General features: G+C 72.5%; 17 protein-coding genes. 6 read left to right on the top strand and 11 right to left on the bottom strand.

The window, feature by feature from the left end; translation table 11 throughout:
* Positions 1–48 precede the first annotated feature (48 nt).
* Positions 49–1,029: a GlxA family transcriptional regulator gene (locus JS521_RS14165; protein WP_205083323.1), complete on the top strand. Its 981-nt coding sequence runs from the start codon at positions 49–51 to the stop codon at positions 1,027–1,029.
* Between the two features lie 16 nt (positions 1,030–1,045).
* Here the strand turns inward: JS521_RS14165 and JS521_RS14160 are convergent, their stop codons facing one another.
* The 9 genes from JS521_RS14160 to JS521_RS14120 all read right to left on the bottom strand — a co-directional run bounded on the left by JS521_RS14160 (position 1,046) and on the right by JS521_RS14120 (position 9,384).
* Complete coding sequence (locus JS521_RS14160; protein WP_205083321.1) at positions 1,046–1,783, bottom strand: D-Ala-D-Ala carboxypeptidase family metallohydrolase; 738 nt, start codon at positions 1,781–1,783, stop codon at positions 1,046–1,048.
* Positions 1,784–1,952: 169 nt separating this feature from the next.
* Positions 1,953–2,591, bottom strand: a complete 639-nt coding sequence (gene def, locus JS521_RS14155; protein WP_097971169.1) for a peptide deformylase — start codon at positions 2,589–2,591, stop codon at positions 1,953–1,955.
* A gap of 120 nt (positions 2,592–2,711) precedes the next feature.
* Positions 2,712–3,707 (bottom strand): tetratricopeptide repeat protein, encoded by a 996-nt coding sequence (locus tag JS521_RS14150; protein ID WP_006127468.1) that lies wholly within the window; start codon positions 3,705–3,707, stop codon positions 2,712–2,714.
* Positions 3,708–3,799: 92 nt separating this feature from the next.
* Positions 3,800–5,086 carry an HD-GYP domain-containing protein gene (locus JS521_RS14145; protein WP_205083319.1) on the bottom strand — a complete coding sequence of 429 codons (1,287 nt, stop codon included), beginning with the start codon at positions 5,084–5,086 and terminating at the stop codon, positions 3,800–3,802.
* Entirely contained in the window at positions 5,083–6,525 is a 1,443-nt protein-coding gene (locus JS521_RS14140) for an HD-GYP domain-containing protein (protein WP_205083317.1), read from the bottom strand. The genes JS521_RS14145 and JS521_RS14140 overlap by 4 nt, the downstream gene beginning before the upstream one ends.
* A 98-nt stretch (positions 6,526–6,623) precedes the next feature.
* Entirely contained in the window at positions 6,624–6,944 is a 321-nt protein-coding gene (gene rsrA / locus JS521_RS14135; protein ID WP_205083316.1) for a mycothiol system anti-sigma-R factor, read from the bottom strand.
* Positions 6,941–7,597: a sigma-70 family RNA polymerase sigma factor gene (locus JS521_RS14130; RefSeq protein WP_030113626.1), complete on the bottom strand. Its 657-nt coding sequence runs from the start codon at positions 7,595–7,597 to the stop codon at positions 6,941–6,943. Before JS521_RS14130 ends, rsrA begins: the two co-directional genes overlap by 4 nt.
* 273 nt (positions 7,598–7,870) lie before the next feature.
* Positions 7,871–8,512: an alpha/beta hydrolase family protein gene (locus tag JS521_RS14125; protein WP_205083314.1), complete on the bottom strand. Its 642-nt coding sequence runs from the start codon at positions 8,510–8,512 to the stop codon at positions 7,871–7,873.
* 56 nt (positions 8,513–8,568) lie between these two features.
* A complete protein-coding gene (locus JS521_RS14120) occupies positions 8,569–9,384 on the bottom strand; it encodes an SOS response-associated peptidase (protein ID WP_205083312.1) in 816 nt (271 codons plus the stop codon).
* Positions 9,385–9,437: 53 nt separating this feature from the next.
* Here JS521_RS14120 and JS521_RS14115 point away from each other — a divergent pair, with 53 nt between their 5' ends.
* The 4 genes from JS521_RS14115 (at position 9,438) to JS521_RS14100 (ending at position 13,140) form a co-directional block, all read left to right on the top strand.
* The gene (locus JS521_RS14115; RefSeq protein WP_010061549.1) at positions 9,438–10,151 is read left to right on the top strand and encodes a M50 family metallopeptidase; all 714 of its coding nucleotides are present in this window, start codon (positions 9,438–9,440) and stop codon (positions 10,149–10,151) included.
* A 103-nt stretch (positions 10,152–10,254) separates the two neighbouring features.
* On the top strand, positions 10,255–11,607 hold the full coding sequence (aroA, locus tag JS521_RS14110; RefSeq protein ID WP_205083310.1) for a 3-phosphoshikimate 1-carboxyvinyltransferase: 1,353 nt from the start codon (positions 10,255–10,257) through the stop codon (positions 11,605–11,607).
* A 3-nt stretch (positions 11,608–11,610) separates the two neighbouring features.
* Positions 11,611–12,627 (top strand): ribosome small subunit-dependent GTPase A, encoded by a 1,017-nt coding sequence (rsgA, locus tag JS521_RS14105; RefSeq protein ID WP_205083308.1) that lies wholly within the window; start codon positions 11,611–11,613, stop codon positions 12,625–12,627.
* A 189-nt stretch (positions 12,628–12,816) separates the two neighbouring features.
* The gene (locus tag JS521_RS14100) at positions 12,817–13,140 is read left to right on the top strand and encodes a DMT family transporter (protein ID WP_010061553.1); all 324 of its coding nucleotides are present in this window, start codon (positions 12,817–12,819) and stop codon (positions 13,138–13,140) included.
* On the opposite strand, the gene JS521_RS14095 is transcribed toward JS521_RS14100, so the two are convergent.
* The gene (locus JS521_RS14095) at positions 13,097–13,744 is read right to left on the bottom strand and encodes a TetR/AcrR family transcriptional regulator (RefSeq protein WP_205083306.1); all 648 of its coding nucleotides are present in this window, start codon (positions 13,742–13,744) and stop codon (positions 13,097–13,099) included. The genes JS521_RS14100 and JS521_RS14095 overlap by 44 nt on opposite strands.
* A gap of 123 nt (positions 13,745–13,867) precedes the next feature.
* Between JS521_RS14095 and hisN the strand changes: the two genes are divergently transcribed.
* A complete protein-coding gene (hisN, locus tag JS521_RS14090; protein WP_205083304.1) occupies positions 13,868–14,668 on the top strand; it encodes a histidinol-phosphatase in 801 nt (266 codons plus the stop codon).
* 37 nt (positions 14,669–14,705) lie between these two features.
* Here the strand turns inward: hisN and JS521_RS14085 are convergent, their stop codons facing one another.
* Positions 14,706–15,941: a tyrosine-type recombinase/integrase gene (locus JS521_RS14085; protein ID WP_205083303.1), complete on the bottom strand. Its 1,236-nt coding sequence runs from the start codon at positions 15,939–15,941 to the stop codon at positions 14,706–14,708.
* Between the last annotated feature and the right edge of the window lie 15 nt (positions 15,942–15,956).

The following is a 15,956-nucleotide window of genomic DNA, read 5'->3' as shown; positions in this document are numbered from 1 at the left end:
CAGTGGCAGGACTGCCATCGGGCATCAAATAGCTGCCACACTTGCCGCATGCTGACCAATGTCGCCGCTCTCCTCCTCGACGAGGTCCACCCCTTCGAACTCGGCGTCCTGTGCGAGGTGTTCGGACTCGACCGCAGCGAAGAGGGCCTTCCGGTGCACGACTTCGCCGTGGTCTCCGCCGAGGGCCCCGTGCTGAACACCCACGCGGGCTTCACCATCACCACGCCGCACGGCCTGGAGAGGCTGGAGGAGGCCGACCTCATCGCCGTGCCGGCGGGCAGCCACTTCATGCAGCGGGAGTATCCGGAGGAGGTCCTGGCCGCGCTGCGCCGGGCCGTGGAGCGCGGCTCGCGGGTGCTGAGCGTCTGCTCGGGGGCGTACGTCCTCGGCGCGGCCGGGCTGCTGGACGGCCGCCGCTGCACCACCCACTGGCGGCACGCGGCGGAGCTGTCCCGGCGCTTCCCGAAGGCGATCGTCGAGCCGGACGTGCTGTACGTGGACGAGGGCGCAGTGATCAGTTCGGCGGGCACCGCCGCCGGGATCGACGCCTGTCTGCACCTGATCCGGCAGGAGTACGGACCGGACGCGGCCAACACCCTCGCCCGGCGCATGGTGGTGCCGCCGCACCGGGACGGCGGGCAGGCGCAGTACATCAGCCGCCCGCTGCCCCGGAACGCCTGCGACACCGTCGGCTCCACCCTGGCCTGGATGGAGCAGCACCTCGACCAGGAGATGACGGTCGAGCAACTGGCCGCGCAGGCGCACATGTCGCCGCGCACCTTCGCCCGGCGGTTCCAGCAGGAGACCGGGACCACCCCCTACCGCTGGCTGCTGCGGCAGCGGGTGCTGCTGGCCCAGCACCTGCTGGAGACCTCCGACCGGACGATCGACACGATCGCGGGCCAGACGGGCTTCGGTACGGCGGCGACCCTGCGCCACCAGTTCGTACGGTCACTGGGCACCACGCCGAACGCCTACCGCCGGACCTTCCGGGGCCCGGCGGCCACAGCCGTGCCCGACGTCGCCTGAGAGCGGGGCGGAGGGGTCAGACGCCGCAGCTGGGGGCCGACCAGAAGCGGCTCGGCCCCTGGTTGACGTGCACGTGGTCGTTGTGGCCGGAGTAGCCGGGGCCGAGGATGCCCCGGAAGCCGTGGTAACGGGCCTGCTTGGCCAGCGTGCACAGGGAGTGCGGGGAGGCGCCGAGGTCGACCGCGTCGCCGTACATGTGGCGGCTGTTGGAGGCCCCGCCGACGGCCGCGTTGCAGGAGACGGAGCGGAAGCCGCTGGTGACGCGGATGGACTTGTCGCCGAGCGCGTGGCGCAGCGCCTCCAGCTTCCACATGCTGCTCAGCGCGTTGGCCTTGGCCGTGCCCGCCGCGACCTTGCCGCCGGCCCAGGTGCTGTTGCACTTGTTCAGCTCGGGGTACGTGAAGTGGACCGGCGTGCAGTCGTTGTCCTGGAGCGCGTAGAGCTTGGCCTGGGTGGCGGGTCCGGCGACCCCGTCCGCGGCCAGGCCGTAGGCCGCCTGGAACCGCTTGACGGCGGCGGTGGTGGCGGGGCCGTAGGAGCCGTCGATGGCGAGCACCGCGTTGTAGCCCGGGTAGCCGGCCACCCGGATCTGGAGCTGGGTGACGTCGTTGCCGGTGGCCCCGGCCTTCAGGGTGCGGGTCCAGGTGTAGCAGCCGTCCGCCTGCGCGGGGCCTGCGGTCAGCACCGCACCACCCAGAGCGAACGTAATGGTCATGACAAGTCCGAGCAGAACGCGTGCGGTACGTCTCAGCACAGGGGTCTCCCTCTGAACGTCACGGTCGATGTCCGGGCGAGCCTGGCCCAGCCGACTACGCGCGTCAACTACCCCTGGGGAAACTGCAGTTATCTGCCAGAGGTCCCGCGGGAACCGGCGGGGCCCCGGCACCGGGCGAACCGGTCGCCGGGGCCCCGCAGAGGCGTTCTCAGTCGTTCGGGACGGTCTCGTAGCGCGGCGTGCCCTCTTCCATCTGCCGCAGCGCGTCCTTGCGCTCGCGCTTGGAGAGCCGGTCGATGTAGAGGTAGCCGTACAGGTGGTCCGTCTCGTGCTGGAGGCAGCGCGCGAAGTAGCCGGTGCCCTTGACCCGGATCGGGTTGCCCTTCGCGTCCTGGCCGCGCACCACCGCGTAGTCGGGGCGGGCGAGCGAGGCGTACGCGGTCGGGACCGAGAGGCAGCCCTCGTTGGAGTCGTCGAGGACCCGCATCTCGGGGGCCAGCTCCTCCAGGACCGGATTGCAGACGACACCGGTGTGGCGCTTGCCGTCGTCGTCCGGGCAGTCGTAGACGAAGACCTTCAGGTCCACGCCGATCTGGTTGGCGGCGAGGCCGACGCCCTCGGCCGTCTTCTGGCTGGCGAACATGTCGTCGATCAGCTGGGCCAGCTCGTCGTCGAACGCGGTGACGTCCTTGCACTCCTTGTGGAGCACCGGGTTGCCCACGACCGTGATCGGACGCGAGGTGCCGCGCGCGCGGTAGGCCGCCTCCCGCTCCTCGCAGTCCTCGGTGTCGACGACGAACCCCTCGTCGTCCACGTCGATCCGCCCGTCCGTCTCCTGCTGCGACATGTCCGCCGTACGCCTTCCTGCAAAACCTGAACTCGGTGACCCCGCCGTATCCCGTCACAATTTGGGAAGCGCGGGAGGAGCAGCACCGCGATCGGTGCGCGTACAGCCTACGGGCAGCGGTCAGCAGACTTCTTCGAGATCCCGCCACTCGCGGCTGTCCGGGCTGTCGGCGACCCAGCCGTCCAGCAGCCCGCGCACCAGCCCGGCGGGGGCGGCGAGACCGCACTCACGCTCCGGCACCCACAGGTCGCCGGCGCCTGCGGTGCGGTGGCCGAGCGGCCCCGGGTGGCCCGGCTCACTGTGGTCGTGCGGGTCCAGGTGCTCCCCGTCGCCCTCGTCGCTCTCCATCCGGCTCTCCGAGCACGCCCGGCACAGCAGCCGCACGGAGGAGGACCAGTCCTCGGCGGCGAACCCGGCGTCCGATGCCAGCTTCTCCAGCGCGTCCCGGTCCTCCTCGGTGGCCGCCTCCAGCAGCACCACCCAGGTCGGCACCGGGGACGGCGCCCACAGCTCGATCTCGTCGAACACCGGATACGCGGGCCCGGCCGCGGTGACCCGCTCGCCGTTGGGCACCCCGTCGTGCAGGACGACCTCGCCCCAGCGCCGCCCGGAGGACGGCAGCGGGATCGAGAGCACCTCGATCCGGGCCGGGTCGAGCCGGCGGCCCCAGACCACCTCGGCCTCGCCCTCCGGCGAGAGCCGCACGGCGGCGCTGCCCAGCTCCATGCCGGTCGGCTCGGTGGTGGCCGCGCTGTGCTGGCCGCCGCCGGGGACCTTCAGGCCGTACGCCTGCCAGGCCCGCCTCGCCAGCGGCCAGTCCTGGAGCGCGGTGGCCGCGATCCCCACGTTCCACCAGTCCGGGGCGCCGGACTCGCGGTCCAGCAGCGCGACCGCCCGCAGGCCCGCCGCGCGCGCCTGCTCCCAGTCGTGCCGGAACTTGTGCAGCAGCGCCAGATTGAACCAGGACTCCGAGAGCCAGGGCTCCAGATCCGCCGCGCGCGTCAGCAGCGCCCCCGCGTCCTCGTACCGGCCGTCGCCGATCAGCGTGAACGCGCGGTCCGTGGCCTGCCGCCAAGAGGCGGACGGCCGATGCCGTACCTTCCCGAAGATCCTCACGATTCCCGCCTGTCCCGACTGGACACCCTCGTCATCCGCTCTGCTTTCGCATCCAACCATGCCCGGCCGGACGCCCGCTCATTACCCATGGGTTACCCAGCTCCGGCCGGGGTCAGACCGCCTCGCGCGAGGACGCGTCCCAGCGCCTCCACCACCTGTGGCTGGTGGTCGTGCCCGGTGCCGAGCCTGAGCTGTTCCAGCGCGCCGAGCGGCCCGCCCACACATTCCCCGCACAGGTCGTCGTATGCGTTGACCGTCCTGACGATCCTGGCGGCGGGCAGTTGTTCCCGGTACGGATCGGCCTGCTGCTCCACCACCGCCGCTACCGCCGGACCGGCCCCGGTCCGGCGGACCACCGCCGCGCCGAGCAGGGCGATCCGGCGCTGCTGGTCGGCGGGCAGCCGGGCGGTCGCCCCGCCGGCGACCGGGTCGAGGAGGGAGAGCTGGCCTATGTCGTGCATCAGGGCGGCGTGCTCCAGGACGGTCAGCTGCGGCCCGGTAAGACCCAGCTCCCGCCCCACGGCGGTGGCGAGCGCGGCGACCCGGCGGGCATGGCCGGGCCGGGTGTACCCGGCGATCTCGGTGGCGCGGGCGAGCGAGGCGATCGTCTGCCGACGGGTCGTGCGGACGGCCGCGTACCGGCCGGCGGAGACCTGGGTGAGCAGCAGCGGCCCGCACAGCACGGGCAGCGCCCAGAGCCCGGCGACCGCGACCCCCAGCGCCATCACTGCCCCGGTCACGCCGATCGCGGTCCCGGCCCCGGCGAGCGCGCGCACCTCGTCGACCAGGAGAGATCCGTACGGGGGCGGGGCGCAGGTCCCCTCGACGCGGGCCCGCGAACGCGCCAGGAGGGCGGCCGCCAGGGCGTCGCACAGGGCGGTCGCCGCCAGCACCGCGAGCGGGAGCAGCACGAAGTACGGCCCGTCGCCGAACCAGCGCTCGGCCTGCCCGGAGGCGTACAACGGCTGGAAGCAGACCGCCGCGAAGCCCGCGGTCAGGGTCCGGCGGGCGGCCCGGTCGGCGTCCGCACCACGGCCGCGCGCCACCCGCGGTACGGCGGCGAGCGCCTGCGCGACGACCACCACGGCGACCACCTGGAGCGCCCCGTGCGTGGTAGGCCGCCCACCGCTGTCCCCGAGCAGGGCGTACGCGAGGGCCCCGGCGGCGGCGAGCGGCGCGGGCTCCCGCTCCCCGGGGCCGACGCCCCGGCGGACCAGCTCCCCGGCGGCGACCAGGACCCCGAAGGCCAGGGCGTGGCCCGGCTCGACGAGCCCGTGCACGAGGGTGTGGGCGATCCCGACCAGGGCGAGGAGCAGCGCGGCCCCGCGCACCGCGAGAACGGCCGGGCCGGGCGGGCCGCTCCCGTACGGGGCCCTCATCGGCGGCGGCCCGGGGAGGGCTTGGTGCCCGGGGACGGCCTGCCGCCCTGGGACGACCGGGCCGCGGGCACCGCTCCCGGCTCGCGGCGGGGCCCGCCCACCACGCCGTGCGGCTCGGCCGGCCCGTACGGCGCGAAAGGTTTGTCGGCGGTGACGGCGGTGTCGGCGGCGCTCCAGCCGTGCCGGCCCAGGGCCCGGTCCAGCGCCCCCACCATCCGGGGGTCGAACTGGCTGCCCGCGCACCGCCTCAGCTCGGCGAGCGCGGCGGAGACCGGGCGGGCGCGGCGGTAGGAGCGGGTGGAGGTCATCGCGTCGAAGGCGTCGGCGACCGCGACGACCCGGGCGAACTCGGGGATGCGCTCGCCGCTGAGCCCGTACGGATAGCCGCTGCCGTCGAGGCGTTCGTGGTGGTGCAGGATCGCGTCGCGCGCCTCGTCCAGGAAGCCGATGCCCCGGACGATCTCGTGCCCGTACTCCGGGTGCAGCTCCATGATCCGCCGCTCCTCGGGGGTGAGCGGCCCGTCCTTGCGCAGGACGCGGGTGGGGACGCCGAGCTTGCCGATGTCGTGCAGGATCCCGGCGAACCGGAGGCCCTCCACCCGGCGTTCGTCCAGGCCGAGTTCACGGGCGATCAGAACGGAGGCCCGGCCGACCCGTTCGCTGTGGCCGCGGGTGTAGGTGTCCTTGATGTCGACGGCGTGGACCAGGGCGCGGATGGTGGCGCGGTGGGCGGCCTGTTCGCGGTGGTACTGCGCGAAGACCCGGCAGGAGAGGTACATCGGCAGCAGCACGAGGAGCGCGGAGGGCGGGCCGTACGGGCTCCGCCACAGGAAGGCCGTCATCAGTCCGGCGAGCGCGTGCACCAGATGCGGCCCGAGGGCGCGCGGCAGCAGTTCGCAGACGCTGCGGTGCACGGGCCGGCGTTCCGCCGCCGCGAGGATGACGCCGTCCAGCGCGGTCAGCACCAGGCTGAAGGCGGCCGCGGCGGCGCAGGCGGGCAGCAGGGCGCGGGGAAGGTCCGGGTCCGCTCCCCCGCCGCCGAGGGTCGCGGGGCCGCCGAGGGCGGCGTACGCCCAGGAGGCGGCGGCGCAGGTGAGGGCGAGCTGAGCGGTCCGCCAGCTCCGGCGGGCCGCGTACGGCGGCTGCTCCACCCGCCCGGCCAGCGAGCCGGGCACCGCCACCAGCGCGGCGGCCGCGGGCGGCAGCAGGAAGGCGGCGGCGAGGAGGACCGGGAGGAACGACCCGGTGGCGACCGGTCCCGTGCCTCCGGGCAGTGGGCGGCGGCCGACCAGCTCGCAGCCGAGCCCGAGGGCGGCCAGCAGGGCCGCCGTGCCCCACGGAACCGGGGCTCCGGGGGCGTACGCGGGAAGCGTGCACCCGATCGCGCCGAGAACGGCGGCCAGGATGCAGGCACGTGCCGCCGCCGGTGTGCCCCTCACGCCCGCACTCGCCCCCCAGCATGGTCGATGGACGCGCCACGCTAGCGAGTTGTGCGGCTCACCGAGCCGCTACGGATCCGATTAGCACATTCGGGTGACTATTCGGCGGCGGTCGCCGACCGGTCCGTGTCCTGCACGGACACGTCGTGATCGGGCACGGCCTCGCCGGCCCGGATCAGGTCGATCCGGCCCATCACCTTGGAGCGCAGGTCGGTCGGGACGTCGTCCTGTCCGCAGCAGCGCTTGACCAGCTTCTTCACGGCCTGTTCGAGGCCGTACTTCTCCAGGCACGGAGAGCACTCCTCGAAGTGCGTCTCGAACTTGGTGCAGTCGCCCTCGGGCATCTCCCGGTCGAGGAACTCGTAGAGATGGTCGAGGACCTCCGAGCAATCCGTCTCGTGCGGCTCTCCGCAGCTCATGAGGCCGAGCCCTTCCGATCGTCCGAGTCACCGGCACCGGCCGCGACGAGCCCGCGCTCACGGGCGTAGTCCTCCAGCATGCCGCGCAGCTGGCGGCGGCCGCGGTGCAGCCGGGACATCACCGTACCGATGGGAGTCCCCATGATGTCCGCGATCTCCTTGTAGGCAAAGCCCTCGACATCGGCGAGATACACGGCGATGCGGAACTCCTCGGGGATCGCCTGGAGCGCCGACTTCACGTCGGAGTCCGGGAGATGGTCGAGCGCCTGGGACTCCGCCGAGCGCAGACCGGTCGACATGTGCGACTCGGCCCGGGCCAGCTGCCAGTCCTCGATCTCCTCGGCGGCGCTGCGCTGGGGCTCCCGCTGCTTCTTGCGGTACGAGTTGATGAAGGTGTTGGTGAGGATGCGGTACATCCACGCCTTGAGGTTGGTGCCCTCACGGAACTGGTGGAAGGAGCCGTACGCCTTGGCGTAGGTCTCCTGGACCAGGTCCTCGGCATCGGCGGGGTTGCGCGTCATGCGCAGCGCGGCCGAGTACATCTGGTCGAGAAAGCCGAGGGCGTCCCGCTCGAAGCGCGCGTTGCGCTCGGCGGTCGTCTCGGGTGCGCGGCCGTCGTCGGTCCCTGTGTCGGTCCCAGTGACCGGACCCACCTCCTCCAACGATGTGGCGGAGCCGAAACCGGACCCGCTCGCCTCGGAGAATAGTCGACCTTGCTTGCGGGCGGCCTGTCGATCACCCGCGCCCGGGGTCCGCTCGGAGGTGGTCTTCGCCGCGGGCAGCACGGTCCACTCCAGGTCAGCGGCGCTAGAGCGGCTCGGGCAGATGGTCGAACCCATGCGACGGACTCCCTCTCCACGTACGACGTTGTTGTACCGACGTCCCGAACAACAGCGCCCCTGTGCGGAGCATTCCCGGGGCCTGTGTCACCCGAGTGACGTGAGCCACCCGGTGACCGCCGCGGTGAGGATGCCCATCGTCTGATCCTCGCTCAGCCCGGATTTCTTCGGTACGGCGAAGCCGTGGTCGCCGTGGGGCACTTCGACCAGCTGGTGGTCGCCCTCCGGGAACTCCTCGGGTCGGCCGAACGGGTCGTTGCCGCCCTGCACGACCAGCGTGGGCACACCGGCGCCGAGCAGTTCACCGGCGCGGGACTTCTCGGGCCTGCCCGGCGGGTGCAGCGGGAAGCTGAGCGCGAGGACGGCGACCGCGCCCAGTTCGGTCGCGGTACGGCAGGCGACCCGGGCCCCGGCACTGCGGCCCCCGGCGACGACGGGCAGCCCGGGGGCGGCGAGGGCGGGCCAGAGTCCGCGCCAGCCGGTGTCCAGGGTCTTCGGGGCGGGGGCCATCTTCTTGCCGGCCACCCGCCAGGGCTGCTCCACCAGGGCGACGGTGACACCGTGTCCGGGCAGGGCGGCGGCCAGCGCCTTCAGGTCGCGGGCCTCGATCCCGCCGCCCGCCCCGTGGCTCACGGCGAGCACGAGGCGGGGCTCGGCGGCGGCGACCCAGGTGATCCGGGCCTCACCGGCGTCGGTGGTGACGTTCTGCGTACGTGGTTGACGGCTCACCGCGCCATCCTCCCCCGCGCACGCCTCAGAACAGCGTGGACTCCCCCGCGCACGCCTCAGAACAGCGTGGACTCCTCCGGCGCGGCCAGCTCCTCCAGCAGTTCGGGCCCGTTGTTGCGGACGTTGCTGACGGCGGTGGCGACCGGGTAGGCGCGCATCAGCCCGCCGGGCGGCGGCTCCAGCAGGGCCCGCAGCTCGTCCTCGCCGGTGAGCGAGGGGTCCAGCCAGGCGTCCCAGCGGTCCGGGGTGAGCATCAGCGGCATCCGGGGGTGGATGTCGGCGAGCGCGCCGGGCCCTTCGGCGGGGGCGACGCCCAGGGGTGTGGTCTCGGCCTCGGTGGTGATCACCGAGCACGTCACCCACCAGGCGTTCTCGTGGTCGCCGGGCAGGGTCGCGTCGCGCCAGAACTCGTACAGTCCGGCCATCGCGAAGACCGACCCGTCGGCGGGGGTGACGAAATACGGCTGCTTGCGGGCCCGCTTCTTGCCCTTCTTCTCCTCCAGCTGCCGTTCCTCGGAGCCGGTGACCCACTCGTAGTAGCCGTCGGCGGGCAGGATGCAGCGGCGCTGGGCGAAGGCGCGGCGGAAGGAGGGCTTCTCGTGCACGGTCTCCGCGCGGGCGTTGATCATCCGGGCCGCGCCCTCGGGGGTCTTCGACCAGGACGGCACGAGTCCCCATTTCAGGGCGCGCAGCTGGCGAACCGGACGCTGGTCGTCCGCGTCTTTAACAGGACGCTCCAGAACCGCGTAGACCTCTTTGGTCGGCGCCACGTTCCAGTCCGGCTCCAGGGTCTCGGTGGGCTCCCACTTCTCGACGCCGAAGAGTCCGGTCAGGTCCTCGGGCTTCCGACTCGCTGCATACCGTCCGCACATAAGTGCCAGACTGCCACGACCGCCCGCACCCACCGCAAGGAGTCGCCCGGCCGATGAACAGCACCGAATTGGGCGATCTGTGGGATCGCGTGACCGGCACCCAGTCCGCCCCCGAGCAGTGGCTGGTGGTGGTGACGGCCACGCTCGCGCTCATCGCGGTCGTACCGAACCCGATATGGCGGCTCGCGCGCAACACGATCACGATCGCGCACGAGGGCGGCCACGGCCTGGTGGCGTTGCTCACCGGGCGGCAGCTCTCCGGTATCCGGCTGCACTCGGACACCAGCGGGCTGACCGTGAGCCGCGGCAAGCCGACGGGGATCGGCATGATCCTCACCGCGGCGGCGGGCTACACGGCCCCGTCCCTGCTGGGCCTGGGCGGCGCCTGGCTGCTGACGAACGGCAGGATCACGCTCCTGCTGTGGGTGGCGACGGCCCTGCTCGCGGTGATGCTGGTGATGATCCGCAATGTGTACGGGGCGCTCACGGTCATCCTGACGGGCACCACGTTCCTCCTGGTGTCCTGGCTGGCCTCCTCCGACGTGCAGTCGGCGTTCGCGTACGTGGTGGTGTGGTTCCTGCTGCTGGGCGGGGTGCGCCCACCGTTCGAGCTCCAGTCCAAGCGGCGGCACGGAGGTGCCCCGGACTCCGACGCGGACCAGCTGGCCCGGCTGACCCACGCTCCGGCGGTGCTGTGGCTGTTCCTCTTCCACGCGGTGTCGCTGTGCTCGCTGATCGGCGGCGGAAGGTGGCTGCTGGGCTGGTGAGCCCCGGGGGGCCGCTGCGGCCCCTACCACTCTTTCGTTACGGACCGGTTTCCGCCCCTTTGGCCAGGATCCGGGTCGGCGTAAAGCTACTAAAGTGTTGGCCATGACCGAGAGTTCCGTGCAGCCCGCCCTCTGGCCCGCCCCCCATGCGAGCGGAGCCGTCGACGCCACCGTCACCGTGCCCGGATCGAAATCGGTCACCAACCGCGCGCTCGTGCTGGCCTCGCTGGCCGCCGAGCCGGGCTGGCTGCGCCGCCCGCTGCGCTCCCGCGACACCCTGCTGATGGCCGACGCGCTGCGCGCCATGGGCGTCGGCATCGAGGAGACCGTCTCCTCCTCGTCCGCGAGCAGCCCGTCCGCCGCGGCCTCCCCGGACAGCTCGGGCGAGGCCTGGCGGGTCATCCCGGCGGGGCTGCACGGCCCGGCCACGGTCGACGTCGGCAACGCGGGCACGGTCATGCGCTTCCTGCCTCCCGTCGCCACGCTCGCCGACGGCCCGATCCGCTTCGACGGCGACCCCCGCTCCTACGAGCGCCCCCTGACCGGCGTGATCGAGGGCCTGCGGGCACTCGGCGCGCGGATCGACGACGACGGGCGCGGCGCGCTGCCGCTGACCGTGTACGGCGGCGGGGCGCTGGAGGGCGGCCCGGTGTCGATCGACGCCTCGTCGTCCTCGCAGTTCGTCTCGGCGCTGCTGCTGTCGGGGCCGCGCTTCAACCAGGGCGTGGAGGTCCGGCACACCGGGGCCGTGCTCCCGTCGATGCCGCACATCCGGATGACCGTCGACATGCTGCGGGCCGTCGGCGCGCAGGTGGACGAGCCGGAGACGGGCGGCGAGCCGAACGTCTGGCGGGTCTCCGCCTCCGCCCTGCTCGGCCGGGACCTGACGATCGAGCCGGACCTCTCCAACGCCCAGCCGTTCCTTGCGGCGGCCCTGGTGACCGGTGGCCGGGTCACGATCCCGGACTGGCCCGAGCGCACCACCCAGCCGGGCGACGCGCTGCGCGAGATCTTCACCGCGATGGGCGGCTCCTGCGAGCTGACCGAACGCGGACTGACCTTCACCGGTACGGGCCGGATCCACGGCATCGACGTGGACCTCGGCGAGGTCGGCGAGCTGACCCCGGGCATCGCGGCGGTCGCCGCCCTCGCCGACTCCCCCTCGACGCTGAGCGGGGTGGCCCATCTGCGGCTGCACGAGACGGACCGGCTGGCCGCGCTGACCAAGGAGATCAACGAACTGGGCGGCGATGTCACCGAGACCGCCGACGGGCTGCACATCCGCCCGCGTCCGCTGCACGGCGGCGTCTTCCACACGTACGACGACCACCGCATGGCCACCGCCGGGGCGATCATCGGCCTGGCGGTGAAGGGTGTGGAGATCGAGAACGTAGGCACGACCGCCAAGACCCTGCCGGACTTCCCGGACATGTGGACCGGAATGCTCGGGGCCTAGAACATGCGCCGCTACGGGAAGAACCCCGACGAGGACGACATCCGCGTCCGCCCCAACCGCAAGGGCAACCGGCCGCGTACGCACATCCGGCCCAAGCACGAGGACGCCGAGGACGGCATGGTCCTCACCGTCGACCGGGGCCGGCTCACCTGCCTCGTCGAGGGCCGGACCGTGGTGGCGATGAAGGCCCGCGAGCTGGGCCGCAAGGCCGCCGTGGTGGGCGACATCGTCTCCATCGTCGGGGACCTGTCCGGCGAGAAGGACACCCTGGCCCGGATCGTGCGGATCGCCCCGCGCCGTACGGTGCTGCGCCGCACGGCCGACGACGACGATCCCTACGAGCGCGTCGTCGTCGCCAACGCCGACCAACTGGCGATCGTCACCGCGCTGGCCGACCCGGAGCCCCGCCCGCGCATGATCGACCGCTGTCTGGTCGCGGCGTACGACGGCGGGCTCACCCCGCTCCTGGTGCTGACCAAGTCCGACCTGGCCTCCGCGGACACGCTGCTGGAGGCGTACACCCCGCTCGGCGTCCCGTACATCGTGACCAGCCGCGAAGAGCTGGAGAACGGGGACGCGGCCGACCGGGTCCGGGAGTTCCTGAACGACCGCGTCACCGCCTTCGTCGGGCACTCCGGGGTCGGCAAGACGACGCTGGTCAACGCCCTGGTGCCGAAGGACCGGCGGCGGACCACCGGCATCGTCAACGCGGTCACCGGCCGGGGCCGGCACACCACCACCTCGGCCCTCGCGCTGCCGCTGCCCGGCGACCGGGGCTGGGTGGTCGACACCCCGGGCGTACGGTCCTTCGGGCTGCACCACGTCGACCCGTCACGCGTCATCCACGCCTTCCCGGACCTGGAGCCGGGCACCGAGAACTGCCCGCGCGGCTGCACCCACGACGGGAACCAGCCCGAGTGCGCGCTCGACGCCTGGGTGGCCGAGGGGCACGCCGACCCGGCGCGCCTGGACTCCCTGCGCCGGCTCCTGGAGACCCGGGAGAGGCGCGAGGGCGACTGACGGGCGCATCCGGCCGCAATCGGTCGGGACGGCATGGGCATGTTTGCGAACTTCAACGACCGGTAAAGGCATAATCGCACCGAGTGAGCGGTGCTTCGCGCCGCCCACCGCGAACGTTCCCGACTTCACGCCGTCCACCGGGTACGTTCCCGAACCGAAGCCGGTCACCTACGCGGGAGGCAACTGACGATGCCGTGGCTGCTGGTCGTGGTCGCAGGACTGCTGGAGACCGGCTTCGCCGTGTGTCTGAAGCTCTCCCACGGATTCACCCGGCTCTGGCCCACGATCGCGTTCGCCGCGTTCGCGCTCGGCAGCTTCGGTCTGCTGACCCTGGCGCTGAAGAAGCTCGACGTCGGTCCGGCGTACGCGGTGTGGACCGGGATCGGCGCGGCCGGGACGGCGATCTACGGCATGATCTTCCTCGGCGACGTGGTCTCCACGCTGAAGCTGGTGTCGATCTCCCTGGTGATCATCGGCGTGATCGGCCTCCAGCTGTCCGGCTCGGCCCACTGAGCCCCGCCCCCTCGTGAACCGCCTCCCGTGCCACCGCCCGCGACGCCTCCCGCGACGCCTCCCGGACGAGGCGGAGCGCCCGGCTGTCCGTGGCGTCGTCGCCCGGCACCGGGACGATCACACAGGACAGCGCGAGGCGTAACGCGATCTCGCAGCGCCCGGCGGCGGCCCCTTGTGACGCGGCCGTCATCCGCTCCCGTACCAGCGCGAGCAGCTCATCGGGGGCGGGCACCGGCTTCCCGCCCGTACGCCCCCGGGAGCCGGGCAGCCGGTCCGGGCGGGGCAGCCCCTCCGCCCAGTGCCCCGTGAGCAGCGCCTTGACCAGGGCGTCCTGGCGGGCGGCCCGGATCGTCCAGAGCGCGACGGCGGCCGGACGATCGGGCGCGGGGGCGGTCAGAGCCCGGTCCACCCCGGCGAGATAACCGTCGGCGGCCCGCCCGAGCAGGGCCCCGGCCAGTCCGCCCTTGGTACCGAACTCGTTGTAGAGGGTCTGCCGCGAGACGCCGGCGAGGGCGGCGACGTCGACCATGCGCACGGCGCGCCAGGGCCCGTCGGCCAGCGCCCGGAGGGCGGCGTCCAGCAAGGCCTGCCGCGCTGTCGGCATCGTCGCCTCCCCGCCCCGGGATCCTGCCCTTCAGAGTTGACGCGCTCTGGGGGACTGTCAAGGTCCCGGGCGGCGGCAGGGGCGCTGTAGCCCGCGTCCGGCGGCGCTGGATAATGTGGCGGCATGCCCGACTACCACGATGATCTGCGCCTCGCCCACGTACTCGCGGACGCCGCCGACGCCGCGACGATGGACCGGTTCAAGGCTCTCGACCTGAAGGTGGAGACCAAGCCGGACATGACGCCGGTGAGCGAGGCCGACAAGGCCGCCGAGGAGCTGATCCGGGGCCATCTGCATCGGGCCCGCCCGAGGGACGCGATCCTGGGCGAGGAGTACGGGGTCGAGGGCACCGGTCCGCGGCGCTGGGTGATCGACCCGATCGACGGCACCAAGAACTACGTACGCGGTGTGCCGGTGTGGGCGACGCTGATCTCGCTGATGGAGGCCGGCGACGAGGGCTTCCAGCCGGTGGTGGGCGTGGTCTCCGCGCCCGCACTGAACCGGCGCTGGTGGGCGGCGAAGGGCGCGGGCGCCTTCACCGGCCGCAGCCTCACCTCCGCGACCCGGATGCACGTGTCGAAGGTGGGGCGGATCGCGGACGCCTCGTTCGCCTTCTCCTCGCTGTCCGGCTGGGAGGAGCAGGGCCGCCTCGACGGTCTCCTGGACCTCACCCGGGCCTGCTGGCGGACGCGGGGGTACGGGGACTTCTGGCCGTACATGATGGTCGCCGAGGGTTCCGTGGACATCTGCGCGGAGCCGGAGCTGTCGCTGTGGGACATGGCGGCGCCCGCGATCGTCGTCCAGGAGGCGGGCGGCCGGTACACCTCGCTGGACGGGGAGGACGGTCCGGGCGGCGGGAACGCGGCGGCTTCCAACGGGCCGCTCCACGACGAACTGCTGGGCTATCTCAACCAGCGCTACTGACGGGGCCACCCTCCTGACCTGCACTTTCCCCCCTTCGTTAGTCGCTCTGGGCCGTCGTGGGGCCGTGGTCGGGCTTCGGGCCGTCCCCGAAGGCCAGGTTCACCGCCTCCCGCGTGCGCTTCTCGCTGCTCGGCATGAGGTGGGTGTACGTCCGCAGGGTGAACCCCGGGTCGTGGTGCCCTAGGTACTCGGACAGGGCCTTGATGCTCTCCCCCGCGTCCAGCAGGACGGACGCGTAGAAGTGCCGCAGGGCGTGCATCCCGTTCTCTCGGCCGCGCGGTACGTCGGAAGCGTCGAGGGCGGGCTGCCACGCCTTGGTGTTGAAGGTGGTGCGGATCACGGCGCGCCCTTCAGCGTTGCGGAAGTACAGGTTGGCCGTGGTGGGCGGGCCGTCGACTGACCGCCACGGCAATGTCACGGGCTCGGGCGCGAACTCCGCGAGGTGCGCCTCAAGAGCACGAGCGACGACCTCGGGCAACGGGACCGTGCGTGTCTTGCCTCCCTTGGGGAGCGCGAACACCTGCCGTCCGTTGATGAGCTTGACCTGCCGGACGATGTGAACCACGCCTTCGGGTACGTCCACGTCGTCCACGGAGAGACCGAGCACTTCGCCTTGCCTCATGCCACACCCGCCGGCCAAGTCCACTACGGCCCGGTACCGGGCGGGCAGCTCTGAGCGCACCGCCAATACGCGCTGCCGGGACCACGGCGTGATCCGGCGCGGTTCGGGCTTGGGAGTCTTGACCGAGGACGAGCGGCACGGGTTCTCAGGGATCAGGCGGTCGTCCACGGCCGCCCCCAGCATCGCGTTGAGGTTGGCGAAGATGACCCGCTGATAGGACAGGGCCACTCCCGCGTCTTCGAGCTTCCTCAGCCATTCCCGGATGTGGATGGGCCTGAGCGAGTCCAGCGACCGGCTTCCCAGATACGGCACAACGTGCAGGCGGATGCGCTGCTTGGTGCCGACGAACGTACCGGGGTCCTGAGTCAAGGACGCCAACCAACGATCAGCATGCTGCCGAACCGTGAGGCGACCCGCGCGCGGGTCGAAGTACTGGCCGCGCGTCATGTCCGCCTCGATCTGCGACAGCCACGCCTCTGCGCGGCGCTTCTGTCCGTCCGGGAAGGACTTCGACTTCTCGGTTCCGTCCGGGCTGATGTAGCGGGCCCGGTAGCGGAGCCCCGAGCCGTGGCGGTCGGTCTTGACCCTGACGGGCTTGCCGGTGGGGCCGGGTTCGGTCTTGTACCAGCGGTCTTGGATGTGGCCAGCCATGGGGGCTGACTCCTC

The sequence above is a fragment of the Streptomyces durocortorensis genome (assembly GCF_016901035.1).
Taxonomy (GTDB): domain Bacteria; phylum Actinomycetota; class Actinomycetes; order Streptomycetales; family Streptomycetaceae; genus Streptomyces; species Streptomyces durocortorensis.
Note: the sequence above shows the minus strand (reverse complement) of the source record. Positions and strands in the feature narration are given on the sequence as shown.

What these genes read in the sequence shown, in the direction of transcription:
- rsrA (WP_205083316.1), bottom strand. Translation starts at nt 6,944, where the DNA reads ATGAGCTGCGGAGAGCCGCACGAGACGGATTGCTCGGAGGTCCTCGAC.
- aroA (WP_205083310.1), top strand. Translation starts at nt 10,255, where the DNA reads ATGACCGAGAGTTCCGTGCAGCCCGCCCTCTGGCCCGCCCCCCATGCG.
- JS521_RS14165 (WP_205083323.1), top strand. Translation starts at nt 49, where the DNA reads ATGCTGACCAATGTCGCCGCTCTCCTCCTCGACGAGGTCCACCCCTTC.
- rsgA (WP_205083308.1), top strand. Translation starts at nt 11,611, where the DNA reads ATGCGCCGCTACGGGAAGAACCCCGACGAGGACGACATCCGCGTCCGC.
- hisN (WP_205083304.1), top strand. Translation starts at nt 13,868, where the DNA reads ATGCCCGACTACCACGATGATCTGCGCCTCGCCCACGTACTCGCGGAC.
- JS521_RS14115 (WP_010061549.1), top strand. Translation starts at nt 9,438, where the DNA reads ATGAACAGCACCGAATTGGGCGATCTGTGGGATCGCGTGACCGGCACC.
- JS521_RS14100 (WP_010061553.1), top strand. Translation starts at nt 12,817, where the DNA reads ATGCCGTGGCTGCTGGTCGTGGTCGCAGGACTGCTGGAGACCGGCTTC.
- def (WP_097971169.1), bottom strand. Translation starts at nt 2,591, where the DNA reads ATGTCGCAGCAGGAGACGGACGGGCGGATCGACGTGGACGACGAGGGG.
- JS521_RS14095 (WP_205083306.1), bottom strand. Translation starts at nt 13,744, where the DNA reads ATGCCGACAGCGCGGCAGGCCTTGCTGGACGCCGCCCTCCGGGCGCTG.
- JS521_RS14120 (WP_205083312.1), bottom strand. Translation starts at nt 9,384, where the DNA reads ATGTGCGGACGGTATGCAGCGAGTCGGAAGCCCGAGGACCTGACCGGA.
- JS521_RS14085 (WP_205083303.1), bottom strand. Translation starts at nt 15,941, where the DNA reads ATGGCTGGCCACATCCAAGACCGCTGGTACAAGACCGAACCCGGCCCC.
- JS521_RS14145 (WP_205083319.1), bottom strand. Translation starts at nt 5,086, where the DNA reads ATGAGGGCCCCGTACGGGAGCGGCCCGCCCGGCCCGGCCGTTCTCGCG.